This window comes from Rhizobium sp. O111, assembly GCF_055616315.1.
Map to the genome: position 1 here is coordinate 2,344,318 of NZ_JBSHXL010000001.1, position 14,385 is coordinate 2,358,702.

13 protein-coding genes and 1 pseudogene are annotated in these 14,385 nt (G+C 60.9%); 9 read left to right on the forward strand and 5 right to left on the reverse strand.

The window, feature by feature from the left end:
* Positions 1-33 precede the first annotated feature (33 nt).
* Complete coding sequence (locus ACVTFQ_RS11915; protein WP_112436080.1) at positions 34-1,011, forward strand: extensin family protein; 978 nt, start codon at positions 34-36, stop codon at positions 1,009-1,011.
* 74 nt (positions 1,012-1,085) lie between these two features.
* Here the strand turns inward: ACVTFQ_RS11915 and ACVTFQ_RS11920 are convergent, their stop codons facing one another.
* Complete coding sequence (locus ACVTFQ_RS11920) at positions 1,086-2,765, reverse strand: formate--tetrahydrofolate ligase (protein WP_111562911.1); 1,680 nt, start codon at positions 2,763-2,765, stop codon at positions 1,086-1,088.
* A 152-nt stretch (positions 2,766-2,917) separates the two neighbouring features.
* Here ACVTFQ_RS11920 and ACVTFQ_RS11925 point away from each other — a divergent pair, with 152 nt between their 5' ends.
* Together ACVTFQ_RS11925 and ACVTFQ_RS11930 are read left to right on the forward strand one after the other, a co-directional pair.
* The gene (locus ACVTFQ_RS11925) at positions 2,918-3,430 is read left to right on the forward strand and encodes a TIGR00645 family protein (protein WP_111562912.1); all 513 of its coding nucleotides are present in this window, start codon (positions 2,918-2,920) and stop codon (positions 3,428-3,430) included.
* A gap of 275 nt (positions 3,431-3,705) precedes the next feature.
* Positions 3,706-4,425, forward strand: coding sequence for a helix-turn-helix transcriptional regulator (locus tag ACVTFQ_RS11930; protein ID WP_047506206.1), 720 nt, complete (start codon positions 3,706-3,708; stop codon positions 4,423-4,425).
* A gap of 34 nt (positions 4,426-4,459) precedes the next feature.
* Here the strand turns inward: ACVTFQ_RS11930 and ACVTFQ_RS11935 are convergent, their stop codons facing one another.
* The 3 genes from ACVTFQ_RS11935 to ACVTFQ_RS11945 all read right to left on the reverse strand — a co-directional run bounded on the left by ACVTFQ_RS11935 (position 4,460) and on the right by ACVTFQ_RS11945 (position 7,457).
* Entirely contained in the window at positions 4,460-5,590 is a 1,131-nt protein-coding gene (locus ACVTFQ_RS11935; RefSeq protein ID WP_111562913.1) for a DUF2333 family protein, read from the reverse strand.
* Positions 5,591-5,713: 123 nt separating this feature from the next.
* Positions 5,714-6,787 (reverse strand): hypothetical protein, encoded by a 1,074-nt coding sequence (locus ACVTFQ_RS11940; protein ID WP_470423895.1) that lies wholly within the window; start codon positions 6,785-6,787, stop codon positions 5,714-5,716.
* Positions 6,788-6,854: 67 nt separating this feature from the next.
* Entirely contained in the window at positions 6,855-7,457 is a 603-nt protein-coding gene (locus ACVTFQ_RS11945; RefSeq protein ID WP_111562915.1) for a thymidine kinase, read from the reverse strand.
* Positions 7,458-7,691: 234 nt separating this feature from the next.
* On the opposite strand from ACVTFQ_RS11945, the gene ACVTFQ_RS11950 reads away from it, so the two are divergent.
* The 6 genes and pseudogenes from ACVTFQ_RS11950 (at position 7,692) to ACVTFQ_RS11975 (ending at position 13,352) form a co-directional block, all read left to right on the forward strand.
* A complete protein-coding gene (locus ACVTFQ_RS11950; RefSeq protein ID WP_018897314.1) occupies positions 7,692-8,648 on the forward strand; it encodes a choline ABC transporter substrate-binding protein in 957 nt (318 codons plus the stop codon).
* A gap of 80 nt (positions 8,649-8,728) precedes the next feature.
* The gene (gene choW, locus ACVTFQ_RS11955) at positions 8,729-9,574 is read left to right on the forward strand and encodes a choline ABC transporter permease subunit (RefSeq protein ID WP_047506216.1); all 846 of its coding nucleotides are present in this window, start codon (positions 8,729-8,731) and stop codon (positions 9,572-9,574) included.
* Positions 9,571-10,623: a choline ABC transporter ATP-binding protein gene (gene choV, locus ACVTFQ_RS11960; RefSeq protein WP_111562916.1), complete on the forward strand. Its 1,053-nt coding sequence runs from the start codon at positions 9,571-9,573 to the stop codon at positions 10,621-10,623. The genes choW and choV overlap by 4 nt, the downstream gene beginning before the upstream one ends.
* Positions 10,624-10,654: 31 nt before the next feature.
* Positions 10,655-11,410, forward strand: a pseudogene (locus ACVTFQ_RS11965) (HugZ family pyridoxamine 5'-phosphate oxidase).
* 93 nt (positions 11,411-11,503) lie between these two features.
* Positions 11,504-11,821: an ArsR/SmtB family transcription factor gene (locus ACVTFQ_RS11970; protein ID WP_018897310.1), complete on the forward strand. Its 318-nt coding sequence runs from the start codon at positions 11,504-11,506 to the stop codon at positions 11,819-11,821.
* Between the two features lie 427 nt (positions 11,822-12,248).
* On the forward strand, positions 12,249-13,352 hold the full coding sequence (locus ACVTFQ_RS11975) for a branched-chain amino acid ABC transporter substrate-binding protein (protein ID WP_018897309.1): 1,104 nt from the start codon (positions 12,249-12,251) through the stop codon (positions 13,350-13,352).
* A 99-nt stretch (positions 13,353-13,451) separates the two neighbouring features.
* Here ACVTFQ_RS11975 and ACVTFQ_RS11980 read toward each other — a convergent pair whose 3' ends face one another.
* Positions 13,452-14,285 (reverse strand): alpha/beta fold hydrolase, encoded by an 834-nt coding sequence (locus ACVTFQ_RS11980; RefSeq protein WP_111563013.1) that lies wholly within the window; start codon positions 14,283-14,285, stop codon positions 13,452-13,454.
* Between the last annotated feature and the right edge of the window lie 100 nt (positions 14,286-14,385).

The following is a 14,385-nucleotide window of genomic DNA, read 5'->3' on the forward strand; positions in this document are numbered from 1 at the left end:
CTCATACGTTGTTATTCCGCTGGGAATAAAACGATGGATGGATGCGTGAAGAAGACAGGCCAGATCGCGATAGCACTTCTCTGCCTCATCATGTTGACCGGCGCCGGCCTGCCCGAGACCGGCCCCAAACCGGAAGTAAAACCCGGCGACAAACAAGTCGAACAGCAGGCCGACGACCCCGCGAATATTGATGTCGCGCCAAAGCCGCAGCCCAAGCCAGGTGCTAAACCCGATACGGCAGCACCTGACGCTGCCAGCCCCGATGTTCCAAAGCCGGACACAAAGCCCGGTGAGAAGACCACCGAAGGCGACCAGCCCGCCCCCGCCTCCGACACGTCAGCCAAGGACGCAGCCGCGCCCAAGCGCGAGGTGCAGGGCCCCAACCTTCCAGACAACAACCCTCCAGACAAGCAGACGCTCGAGGCCCAGCATCTGACGATCGAGCCGGAAAGCGATGCCGACCACTCCGAATGTGTCAAGGAGCTGCAAACGCTCGGCGTCGTCTCCACCGATCTCGGCCGTATCGACGACGGCAACGGCTGCGGTATCGATAAGCCGATCAAGGTCACCGAAGCCCTGCCCGGCATCAAGCTCAAGCCGGATGGCGTCTTCCGTTGCCCGGTGGCGCTGGCGCTGGCGCGCTGGATGAAGGGAACGGTCATCCCGGCAGCAGCCATTGCCGCCGCGGATCAGGGCCGCATCACCACCATCAACCAGGCCTCCTCCTATATCTGCCGCCTGCGCAACAGCGCCGAGACCGGCAAGATCTCCGAACACGCGCGCGGCAACGCGGTCGATATCGCAAGCTTCAGCTTCGAGAAGGGAGAGGATATCGCGGTCAAGCCGAGGCGCGAAGATTCGACCCTGATCGGCGCCTTCCAGCGCACCGTCAGCGCCGCCGGCTGCCTCTATTTCACAACGGTGCTCGACCCCGAAAGCGACGCCGCCCACGAGACCCACTTCCATCTCGACGTCCTGCAGAGGAAGGGCGGATACCGCTATTGCCATTGAAAATGGCAGTAGCGTCAACGGCTTGCTTGCACTAGGTGAATCAGAAACCGAGCATCTTCAATTGATGCGAGAGATCAAAACAACCCCTCGATCGCGCCATCCTCGTTGAGATGGATGCGCTCGGCGGCCGGCGATTTCGGTAGGCCGGGCATGGTCATGATCTCGCCGGTGATAACGACGATGAAGCCGGCGCCGGCAGATAGTCGCACCTCGCGCACCGAGACCACATGCCCCTCCGGCGCGCCGCGCAGGTTGGGGTCGGTCGAGAAGGAATACTGGGTCTTGGCGATGCAGACGGGCAGATCGCCATAGCCTTGCTCTTCCCAGACCTTCAGCTGGTCGCGCACCGTCTTCGGCACGCTGACTTCGCCGGCATGATAAATCTGGGCGGCGACTTCCTCGATCTTTTCGATGAGCGGCATGGAGTCGGGATAGATCGGCGCGAACTTGGCAGCGCCGGATTCGGCCATCTCCACCACCTTCCAGGCCAATTCCTCGATCCCGGCCGAGCCTTCCGCCCAGTGGCGGCATACGATGGCTTCCGCGCCGAGATGCGCGACATAGGCCTTCACCGCCTGCACCTCGGCATCCGTATCGGAAACGAAGTGGTTGATGGCGACCACGACGGGCACGCCGAACTTGCGGACATTGGCCACATGGCGGCCGAGGTTGGAGCAGCCGCGCGTCACCGCGCCGACATCCTCGCGCCCGAGATCGCCCTTCCCCACGCCGCCATTCATCTTCAGCGCCCGCACGGTCGCGACGATCACCGCCGCATCCGGCTTCAGCCCGGCCTTGCGGCACTTGATGTCGAAGAACTTCTCGGCACCGAGATCCGCGCCGAAGCCCGCTTCGGTCACCACGTAGTCGGCAAGCTTCAGCGCCGTCTTGGTGGCGATGACGGAATTGCAGCCGTGGGCGATATTGGCGAACGGGCCGCCATGCACCAGCGCCGGATTGTTCTCCAGCGTCTGCACCAGGTTCGGCTGCATCGCGTCCTTGAGAAGCACGGCCATGGCGCCGTCGGCCTTCAGATCGCGCGCGAAGACCGGCGTCTTGTCGAAGCGATAGCCAATGATGATGTTGCCGAGGCGCTCTTCCAGATCGTGAAGATCCGATGCCAGGCACAGGATCGCCATCACTTCCGAGGCAACCGTGATGTCGAAGCCGCTCTCACGCGGAAACCCGTTGGAGACGCCGCCAAGCGAGGCGACGATCTCGCGCAGCGCCCGGTCGTTCATGTCCATCACGCGTCGCCAGGTGATGCGGCGCACGTCGATATCGAGCGCGTTGCCCCAGTAGATATGATTGTCGATCATCGCCGACAAAAGGTTATGCGCCGCGGTAATCGCGTGGAAATCGCCGGTGAAGTGGAGGTTGATATCCTCCATCGGCACGACCTGCGCATAGCCGCCGCCGGCGGCCCCGCCCTTCACCCCGAAGCAGGGACCGAGCGACGGTTCGCGCACGCAGATGACGGCCTTTTTGCCGATCCGGTTCAGCCCGTCGCCGAGTCCCACCGTCGTGGTCGTCTTGCCCTCGCCCGCCGGCGTCGGGTTGATGGCGGTGACGAGGATGAGCTTGCCATCGGGCTTGCCCGCCTGTGCCGCCGTGAATTCGGCGCTGATCTTCGCCTTGTCGTGGCCATAGGGCGAGAGCTGAGCCGCCGGAATCCCGAGCCTGTCGCCGATCTCGTAGATCGGCTTTTTCACCGCGGCACGCGCGATCTCGATGTCGGTTTTATACTCAGCCATGCCGCCCTCAGATCTATTTCGTCTCGTGAAGGTCACGTTTATGCCAATGGCATGGTGAAATATACCGAAAGTTTGAAGGCGTCGGCGGTTGCGCACAGCAGCCCACAGCCTCTATCACCAACGCATTGATTCAGCATTTACGGGGGTAAACCATGAAATCACTCGAGCTCATCGTCGAGCGCATCATTCTGTCCAGCCGGTGGATCCTTGTCGCCTTCTACCTCGGCCTGGCGCTGTCGCTGGCCGTCTACGCGATCTCCTTCGCCTACAAGTTCTCCAAGGTGGCGATCAACGTCTTTACCTATGACGAAGGTGAGATGATCCTGGCCATGCTCGGCCTCATCGACGCGGCGCTGGTCGCCAGCCTGATCGTCATGGTGATGATCTCCGGCTACGAGAATTTCGTCAGCCGCTTCGACGACAACGAAACCGATGTCTCCTTCATCGGCAAGCTCGATTCCGGCAGCCTGAAGATCAAGGTCGCCTCGTCGATCGTCGCCATCTCGTCGATCCACCTGCTGCAGGTCTTCCTGAATTCCAACCAGTTCACCGACAGCAAGATCATGTGGCTGACCGCCATGCATCTGGCCTTCGTCGTCTCCGCCGTCATGCTCGGTTTCCTCGAGCAGCTGATGAAAAAGGCCAAGGATACGTCGAAGATCTAGAGCCAAGCGATTCGCGGGCGGCCCGGCCGCCTGCGACATATCGCGCAAGGCAAATCGTTTCATTTCCATTTGCCTTTGCGCGTATTTCGTGCGCCAAAATACGAAAAACTCCACCTGGTTGATTTAAGAAAAACTAAAAACAACCGCAGGCGGATATTTCGTGATTAAATTATAACACCTTAATTTAATCACGGTGCACCGCACAAATTCTGACTAGCAAATATATCAGATAGTAGATCTTATTAGTCGAGTTGTGCGCACCAATGGACTAGTTGATGTCTTACGTAACTACCTCGGAAAGACAGTCGTTACTCACGGCTGAAATCACAGGCGTGAAGACGCGGCCGGCATTCGTCCAAATTCTGGTTCGAACGGCCGAAGCTTTCGGCTTCAAATATGCCACGCTGATGGATGCCCCGACCGCCGAGAGTTTTCTCCTCAAGTCCCTCCTGATCGAAACAAACCTGCCCGATAGCTATGTCAGCCGTTTCGATCGCGCGCGCTTCATGCAACTGCCGTTGTTTTCCTCCGGCATGTCCAGTTCCGTCCTCCCGCGTTACTGGAACCTTCGTGATCAGTCCGACATTTTCCCGCCCGAACTACAGGATCTCAAGAGCGAATTCGGCATGCAGGTCGGCGTTGCTTTTCCCGTCTGCTCTGTCGATGGCAATCGCCTGCTTTTCTGGTTCTCCGGAACCCGCGCGCCGCTTGGCCAGACCGAGGTCAACGAACTGACCATGATCCTGCTGCATGCGCTCGACGCCTTCAATCTGGTGAAATCGGCCAAGACCAGCGAGCACCCGCCCTTGTCTGCCCGCGAGCGCGAAGTCGTGCGCTGGACATCGCAGGGAAAGACCTCGATCGAGATCGGCCAGATCCTGTCGCTATCGGACCACACGGTCAACGCCTACATGACCAGCGCCATCAGGAAGCTCGATTGCGTCAACCGCACCCAGCTGGTCGCCAAGGCGATCCGCTACAAGCTGATCACCTGACGCCACGCCGTATGTAGCGCCGCCGGCCTCGCCCTTAGCGGCCAAGCACCGCGCGCATCTCCACCAGGTTGGAGCGCACTCTCAGAATATAAAAGCCCATGGTCGCCAGATGGCTCGGCATGATCCAGCCGTCCTCGCGTCCGTTTGAGATGATCGCCGGCTGGATGCGCAGCGCCGCCTGGAACTGAGCGTTCGTCGCACCATAGAGCGCGCCGAGATTGCGCTCGGCGATCACCCGCGAAAAGTCCGACTGGGCAGCCGCCAGAATGGCGTAGTAGCCGTAGAGCTGGCCATAGGCGAACCAGAAGCGATCGTCGGCGCGCGTATCGAACCAGCCGCTCGCATGGTTGGCCGAACGCTCCGCCAGCATGTCGGCGGTGCCGCCGAGATCGTTGGCGATACGATCGATGAACTGGATGAGGTTGTCGGCGCGCGTATCGAAGACCGCGTTGCAATTGGAGAGGTCCGTATTGAACTTGCGCAGACTGTCGATCGCCGAGCGATAATAACTCGGCGTCGGCGTCTTCGGGCCGAACGGATTAAGCCCGAAATACCAGCTGTACTCGTCGAACTGCAGGTTGCCGCGCGCGCTCTGCAGGTCGTTGTTGATGCCGGAGGTCCCACGCACGCGGCCCAGCGTATCGACGAGCTCCGCCGAGGTGCGGCGCAGCGCCTGGTTCACGCCGCGTTGGAACGAGGCCTTGTTGTCGAGAAACGGCGTGTGGTCCCAGTCGATCCCGAAGAAGCCGAGACGATAGAGCAGCATGGAGGAGATCCATGCGTTCTGGTTGACGTTGAAATCCGTGAGATCGGCCGTGACGTCGACGATCGCCGAGCGTTGGCAGGTCTTGGCCGCAGGCGTGGTCGCCCCCTCGGCGGGCGGAACTTCCTGGCCAACCTGAACCTTGCGTTCGGCAAGCTTGTACTGATCGACGAAGGACGGGTTGAAGCCGGTCCACATCTGCGTCTGAACGAAGAAATAGCCGTACATCAGGATGAGTAGCGCTAGCACGCCGATGACGGGAAGCCTGACCAGCCAGCTACGCCGGCCATACCAGCCGCGCGCGGCCATCAACGGCCAGAAGGCCCAGGCCACGAAAAGCCGCGCCCAACGACCAATCGCCCGGCCGATCGATCTGAAAAAACCGGAGATTCCGTCAAGCATCGCCCATTCCCCTCTGCATCCAAAAGCGCGTGTTTCACCCGCTCTCAAATATGCATCCGCATCCGAAACGGCAACATCGTGCTGATATTATTGTTTCTTCGGCCCTGTTTAGAGGCGGCACGCCTAAAGGCGTGGCATCCGGAAGCGCAGCCGCGAGGAGATCTTCATCGTGTCGATCAAAGGCGCACCTGGCACATCCTCGTTCTGATGCGCATAGGCCGGAAACCGCTTGCCGAACTGCGCGTCGGCGGTGCGCTTGCGATGCTCGATCTCCTGCGGCAGCAGCATGTCGCGTTCGAAGAGAACGATGGCATCGGCAATATTTGGAAACAGCTCGGACGAAATCTGCACCTTGGAGCCCGGAATATCGGTATCCACCTGCGCCTGATAGATCAGCAAGCGCTCTTCCGTATCGATCATCAGCTTGCGCATCAGCGTGTTGCACTGGCCGATCTCGGTGTTCAGCCCATCCACCAGAAGCTGGAATATCCCGATGAAGCGCTCGCGCCGCTGGCTCTCGTCTCGCAGCTCGTGCTCGCGGGTGGAGACCTCATCGACCTGCGCCTTCAGCGCCTTGCGCTCCTCCTCCATCCGCTCCCACTCCGCCTTGCTGCCATAGACGCCGATGCGCCCCTGCGTCGTCAGCGCCTTGGCATTGAGCTCCTTGATGCGGATGCGGGCAATGTCGATCTCATCGACCAGCCGGCGCCGGCGCTCGACGATATCGACCAGCCTGCGCTCCGCCTCCTTGTGGGCGGTGAGCACGACCTCGCGATGCTGCGTGATCAGTCCCGCAACGCTGTCGGACTTGACCATCAGGTCGCGCAGCCGCTCGACCACGGGTGCCGCCCGGACCCGGCTGCTGTGGCGTCGCCACATGCGCTGGCGCGAGAAATGCCCGATAAACCGCTCGGTCGCCGTCAGCCCGCGGAAACTGTCGAGATCCGACGACACCCTGACCGTCATTGCATCCAGCGTCGCCACCAGCTCGGCAAGCAGCTCCGCGAGGTTCCTCGCATCGGCGGCAAAGCCCTGGAAGCGCTCGTTTTCGACCAGAAAGCGCTCGTCGTCGATCTCGGCAGGATGGCGCGCGAACTCGCCGACGAAATCGGCGCAGGTCTTGACCTTCACCGGCAGTTCGTCGGCAATCGCACTGGCTGCATCAAATGTGGTGTCAAACGAGACAGGCTTGCGCACCTGATATCCCCGGGGAATCGAATGCCGTCAAATTAGAGCCGTTCATTCCTAAATGGAAGAAGCTTGCTCAGACCGCCTCGGCGACCCATTCGCCGTTCATGGCGTCGTCCCAGTGGCGGCGGCAGAGCGACACGTATTTCTCGTTGCCCCCGACCTCGATCTGCGCCCCTTCCCGCGCCACCGCGCCGTTGCCGTCGAGACGCACGACCATCGTCGCCTTGCGGCCGCAATGGCAGATGGTGCGCACTTCGCGCATCTCGTCGGAGATCGCCATCAGCTCCTGCGAGGCGGGAAACAGCTTGCCCTGGAAATCCGTGCGCAGCCCGTAGACCATGACGGGGATATTCAGCCGGTCGACGACGCGTGCCAGCTGCCAGATATGCTCGCGCGTCATGAAATGCGCCTCGTCGACGAAAACGCAGGCAATCGGTTCGCCCGCATCCCCCTGCTCGGCGATCAGCGACAACAGGTCGGCATCCTGCTCGAAGGCGACCGCATTGGCCTGCAGCCCGATCCGCGAGCCGATGATGCCCCTGCCCGCCCGCTCGTCGAACGCCGCGATCAGCAGAAGAACGCGCATGCCGCGCTCCTCGTAATTATACGCGGCCTGCAGCAGCATCGTCGATTTGCCGGCATTCATCGTCGAGTAGTTGAAGTAGAGCTTCGCCATTGCATTCTCCGTCTCTCCGCTTCTTGAAAGCTGGATACGATCAAGAAAACCCCCGGCCGTCGTTAATCACAGAAAATTGCCTGAAAACCCCTTCAAAACTGACAAAATTCAAGCGATCCATTAAATACGACACGTCGCAATCGGATACCGCAATGCGGCGCAAACACACTGAGGTCGCTTGTAAAACTCGGCTATTGGTGATTGGCTTGGGAACGTAAGACTGGGAGTCTATAAATGAAAACGACAAGCGCATTCAAACTGATCACTGCCACAGCCGTTGCTGCACTCTCTGTCGCAACCGCCGCATATTCCGCTGATCCCGCCAGCTGCTCCACCGTCCATCTGTCGGATGTGGGCTGGACCGATATCACCGCGACAACAGCAACCGCATCCGTGATCCTCAAGGGTCTCGGATACACCCCCGACGTGAAGGTTCTTTCCGTACCGGTCACCTACCAGTCGTTGAAGAACAAGGACATCGACATCTTCCTCGGCAACTGGATGCCGACGCAGGAAAAGGATGTTCGTCCCTTCATCGATGACAAGTCGGTCGAATCCTTCGGCCCGAACCTGACCGGCGCGAAATACACATTGGCGACCAACGCCAAGGGCGCCGAGCTCGGCATCAAGGACTTCAAGGACATCGCCGCCCACAAGGAAGATCTCGAAGGCAAGATCTACGGCATCGAGCCGGGCAATGACGGCAACCGTCTCGTCATGAACATGATCGAGAAGGATACCTTCGGCATGAAGGGCATGGAGGTCGTCGAATCCTCCGAGCAGGGCATGCTGGCGCAGGTTGCCCGCGCCGAGAAGGCCGGCAAGCCGGTCGTCTTCCTCGGCTGGGCGCCGCATCCGATGAACGAAAACTTCAAGCTCACCTATCTCACGGGTGGCGACGACGTTTTCGGTCCTGACTTCGGTGGTGCCAAGGTGTTCACCAACGTTCGCGCCAACTATCTGACGGAATGCCCGAACGTCGGCACCATGCTCAAGAACATGGTCTTCTCTCTCCCGATGGAGAACCAGATCATGGGCAAGATCCTGAACGACGGCGACGAGCCGGAAAAGGCCGCGACGGAATGGCTGAAGGCCAATCCGACGGCAATCGAGCCGTGGCTCGCAGGCGTCAAGACGCTTGACGGCAGCGGCGACGGCGTTGCCGCCGTCAAGAAAAGCCTCGGCCTCTGATATCGAGTACGGGGTGGCTCTGACCACCCCGTTTTCGCTATCCTCGCCCCTGTTGTTGTTCTTTCTGGATAGGCACGCCCTTGAACTGGATCACCGACTTTAAAATTCCCATTGGTCCCTGGGCGAAAGCCTTCGTGGATTGGCTCACCTCCAATGCCGACTGGTTCTTCAACCAGCTTGCCTTCGTGCTGTCCCACGTCATCGACGGGATCCTGTTCGTCCTGCAGAAGCCGCACCCGCTGATCGTCGTGCTGGCGATCACCGCGATCGCCTACTGGCTGAGGCGCTCCTTCGTCGTCGCCGTCTTCACCTGTCTTGGGCTGCTGTTCATCATGAACCAGGGCTACTGGAAGGAAACGACCGCGACGCTGGCGCTGGTGCTAGCCTCCACCTTCGTCAGCATGGTCGTCGGCATTCCCCTCGGCATCGCGGCCGCCCGCCGCCCCTGGGTGAATTCGCTGCTGCGGCCGATACTCGACCTCATGCAGACCATTCCGACATTCGTCTATCTGATTCCAGCGCTTATCCTTTTCGGCCTCGGCATGGTGCCCGGCCTGATCGCCACCGTCATCTTCGCCATCCCCGCCCCCATCCGCCTCACGCGCCTCGGCATCATCTCGACGCCGCCCTCGCTGGTCGAAGCCGCCGAATCCTTCGGCGCGACCCCGATGCAGGTGCTGCGCAAGGTCGAGCTTCCCTATGCCACGCCGCAGATCATGGCCGGCCTGACCCAGACGATCATGCTTTCGCTGTCGATGGTCGTCATCGCGGCACTCGTCGGCGCCGACGGCCTCGGCGTTCCGGTCGTGCGCGCGCTCAACACCGTCAACGTCGCCAAGGGCTTCGAGGCAGGTCTCTGCATCGTCATCCTGGCGATCATTCTCGACCGAATGTTCCGCGCGGCGGGTGAAGGAGACGGCGCATGACCGCGGTTCGCTTCGATAATGTCAGCATCGTCTTCGGCGACAAGCCGGAAGCTGCCCTCACCCTTGCCGACAAGGGCAAGACCCGCGACGAGATCGGCGCCGAAACCGGGCTCGTCCTCGGTGTCGCCGATGCCTCGCTGGAAATCCAGGAGGGCGAGATCCTCGTGCTCATGGGTCTGTCCGGCTCCGGCAAGTCGACCCTTCTGCGCGCCGTCAACGGACTTGCCCCCGTCGTGCGCGGCGAGGTCACCGTCAATACGTCGTCGGGACCGGTCAACCCCTACAAGACCTCGGCCAAGGGCCTGCGGGACCTGCGCATGCACACCGTCTCGATGGTGTTCCAGCAGTTCGCGCTGCTCCCGTGGCGCACGGTCGCCGACAATGTAGGCTTCGGCCTCGAACTCGCCGGCATGGCCGAGGGCGAGCGCAAGAAGCGCGTCGCCGAACAGCTCGAGCTGGTCAACCTGACCAAGTGGGCCGATCGCAAGGTCAACGAGCTCTCCGGCGGCATGCAGCAGCGCGTCGGCCTTGCCCGCGCCTTTGCGACCGGCGCGCCGATCCTTCTGATGGACGAGCCGTTCTCCGCGCTCGATCCCCTGATCCGCACCCGCCTGCAGGATGAACTGCTCGAGTTCCAGCGCCGCCTGAAGAAGACCATCCTCTTCGTCAGCCACGATCTCGACGAGGCCTTCCGCATCGGCAACCGCATCGCCATCATGGAAGGCGGGCGCATCATCCAGTGCGGCACGCCGCAGGACATCGTCAAGAACCCGGCCGACCAGTATGTCGCCGATTTCGTACAGCACATGAACCCGATCAGCATGCTGACCGCCCGCGACGTCATGCATGCGGGCCTCGGCGATGCAGCAAGCGGTGCCAGCGTCAGCGGCACGGCCAAGGCAGAGACCCCGCTGATCGACATTCTCGACGCGCTGTCCCGCCAGCCGGGCAGCATCGGCGTGGTCGAAAACGGCGCCATCATCGGCACGATTTCCGCCCAGGACGTCGTCGCCGGCCTGACGCAGCACAGGAAGAAAGAACAGGCTTGATCCCCTCCTCCGCTTCCGCCAAAAAGTGGACATGAAAGATCAAGCTTCTGTCATCAGGGAAACGGACGAAGAGGCGCGCAAGCTGGCGCGCACTCTTCTCCGTTCCGCCCGCTACGCCGCCATTGCGGTCCTCGACCCCAAGACCGGCTTCCCCTTCGCCAGCCGCGTGCTTCTCGGCACCGATTTCGATGGCGTTCCCGTCATCCTCGTCTCCGGTCTTTCGGCGCACACCCGTGCGCTCGATGCCGATCCGCGCGCCTCGCTTTTGACCGGCGAGCCCGGCAAGGGCGACCCGTTGGCCCATGCGCGGCTGACGACTCAGTGCAGTGCGGCAGCCGTCGAGCGCGACAGCGCCGCCCACACACGCATTCGTGACCGTTTTCTGGCCCGCCATTCCAAGGCGAAACTCTACGTCGATTTCCCTGATTTCCGGTTTTTCCGGCTGATTCCCGAGAGCGCCAGCCTCAATGGCGGCTTCGGCCGCGCCTAAATTCTTGATGGAGAGGAGCTGATCATCCGCTCGGACGCCAACGAGGAGCTCGCGGAAAACGCCGCCGAGGTAGTGCAAGATTTGCTAGCCCTTGAACCGGATTTGGCAAGGAAAACAGCGATCGCGCATAAAGCCCGTGCGGGCACCAGATGGGCTATTTGTGGAGTCGATTGCGCCGGTTTTGATGTGATTTCGGGCGATTTGCTGCTGCGGCACGAGTTTGACACACCGATCAGCAGCCGCGTTGAACTTTATTCACATATATCTAACATGAAATACTCAATACCTGAAATTTAGCTATATACAATCTTGAACCCCTCTTGCTAGTTTTCACCGTCGGCAATTTCAGGCAGACGTTTTTTTGAATTCCGTTTCCATGGGAAGATGATTATGGACACAATAGATTTGACCGCTCACGCGAATGTTGCCGCCGCACTGTTGTCCGCAATGGCAAATCCCAAGAGACTTCTGATCCTCTGTAATCTGGTCAAGGGTGAGATCCCCGTTGGCGCGCTGGCCACCGAAGTCGGCCTCAGCCAGTCGGCACTGTCGCAGCACCTCTCCAAGCTGCGCGCCCAGAAGCTGGTCAAGACCCGCCGCGACGCACAGACGATCTACTATTCCAGCACCTCCGATCAGGTCATTCGCATTCTCGAAACCCTGACCCAGATCTACGCCGAACCCGTCCGCGCCAAGTCCGCGGCCTGATATCCCATCACACCGTTTCCGGTCGCTTCTCAATGGAACGACTGACTATTTTTAGCACCATTTGATATTGATGGATCGGCGACCTCTGGTTTGCCGATCCTTTTTTGTGCGCTCAAGCGCAAGACGCGCGCATGTGGTTTCACCGCCACTCAGAAATCGCAAAAACTTGATCCAAAATCGTCAAAACCGGCGCGATTTTTGCCGATCGTGGCAAAAACAGGCTGCGTTTCTTTATCTTCTTGCGCATTCACCGCGAAATTCCTAATAAACTTGCCATGCGTCCTTCGAGCCAAACATGGCCGATTGGCGCGTTTGCCGCGCGCAATCCGTCGTCTTTGGCGCATCCTGAAATGGATGTTTGTACGGCCTGGATTGATCGCAGCGGCAGGACAGTCGCGGGTCGAAGACCCATCCAAGGAGAGACAAAATGACCCTGAAGACCCTGACGGCGGCGCTGGTTGCCTCCATCTCTTTCGCGCCGCTGGCGCATGCCGACATCACCATCGGCCTGATCGCACCGCTGACCGGCCCGGTTGCCGCTTACGGCGACCAGGTGAAGAACGGCGCCCAGACCGCCGTTGACGAAATCAACAAGGCCGGCGGCATCCTCGGCGAGAAGGTCGTGCTGAAGACCGCCGACGACGCCGGCGAACCCAAGCAGGGCGTTTCGGCCGCCAACCAGCTCGTCGGCGACGGCATCCGCTTCGTCGTCGGCCCGGTCACCTCGGGCGTCGCCATCCCGGCATCGGACGTCTTCGCTGAAAACGGCGTGCTGATGGTCACCCCGACCGCGACCGCCCCTGACCTGACGAAGCGTGGCCTCGCCAACGTTCTGCGCACCTGCGGCCGCGACGACCAGCAGGCCGAAGTCGCCGCCAACTATGTCCTGAAGAACTTCAAGGACAAGCGCATCGCCATCATCAACGACAAGGGCGCTTACGGTAAGGGTCTCGCCGACAACTTCAAGGCGACGATCAACGCCGGCGGCATCAAGGAAGTCCTCGACGACGCGCTCTCGCCCGGCGACAAGGATTTCAGCGCGCTGACCACCCGCCTCAAGGCCGAGAAGGTCGACGTCGTCTATTTCGGCGGCTACCACCCGGAAGGCGGCCTGCTGGCCCGCCAGCTTCATGACCTGCAGGTCAATGCCGTCATCATCGGCGGCGATGGCCTGTCGAACACCGAGTTCTGGAACATCGGCACGGATGCTGCCGCCGGCACCATCTTCACCAACGCCGTCGATGCCACCAAGAGCCCCGACTCCAAGGCCGCCGCCGACGCGCTGAAGGCCAAGGGCATCCCGGCCGAAGCCTTCACGCTGAACGCCTACGCCGCCGTCGAAGTCATCAAGGCCGGCATCGAAAAGGCGAAAAGCGCCGAAGATTCCGAAGCCGTCGCAACGGCGCTGAAGGCCGGCGAGCCGATCGCAACCGCCATCGGCAAGCTCACCTACGGCGAAACCGGCGACCTGACCTCGCAGAGCTTCTCCCTCTACAAGTGGGAAGACGGCAAGATTGTCTCCGCCGAGTAATTCGGCTCGCCACTGCGATCAAATACAGACCGGGCGCCCTCGCGGGCGCCCGGTTTTCGTTTGCGAATCCTTCGAAATGGCCTTCGCCACAAGCCTCGATCAGGCCTGGAAGAATTTCAGGAGATCGGCATTGATGATGTCGGCATGTGTGGTCGCCATGCCGTGCGGCAGGCCGTCATAGGTCTTCAGCGTGCCGTTTTTCAAAAGCTTGGCGGCAAGCAGGGCCGAATCGGCGATCGGCACGATCTGGTCGTCAGTGCCATGCATGACCAGAACCGGAACCTTGATCTTCTTGAGGTCTTCGGTGAAATCGGTCTCGGAAAACACCTCGACGCAATCATACTGATCCTTGGCGCTGCCCATCATCCCCTGCCGCCACCAATTGTCGATCACGCCCTGCGAGACCTTGGCGCCCGGCCGGTTGAAGCCGTAGAACGGACCTTCGGGGATGTCGCGATAGAACTGCGCGCGGTTGGCGGCAATGGACGTGCGGAAGCCATCGAACACTTCAAGCGGCAGACCGCCCGGGTTCTTGTCGGACTTCAGCATGACAGGCGGGATCGCGCCGATCAGCACCGCCTTGGCAATACGGCCGCGGCTTTCATAATTGCCGACATAACGGGTGACTTCGCCGCCACCGGTCGAATGGCCCACATGGATGGCATTCTTGAGATCGAGATGTTCAGCGAGCTCGGCGACATCGGCCGCGTAAGTGTCCATGTCGTTGCCGTGGCCCGGCTGGCTGGAGCGGCCATGGCCGCGACGGTCATGGGCGATCACCCGGTAGCCCTTGCCGAGAAAGTAGAGCATCTGCGCATCCCAGTCGTCGGCGCTGAGCGGCCAGCCGTGATGGAACACGATCGGCTGACCGGTGCCCCAGTCCTTGTAGAAGATTTGCGTGCCGTCCTTGGTGGTGATGTAGCTGCTGGTCATGGCGTTCTTGTCCTTACCTGTCGAGTGAGCGGTCTTCTGGTCGGCGGCTGCGGAATGCTTGTGGCTCGCGGCTTCAGCCGAATTGGTGAAGGAGGCGGCA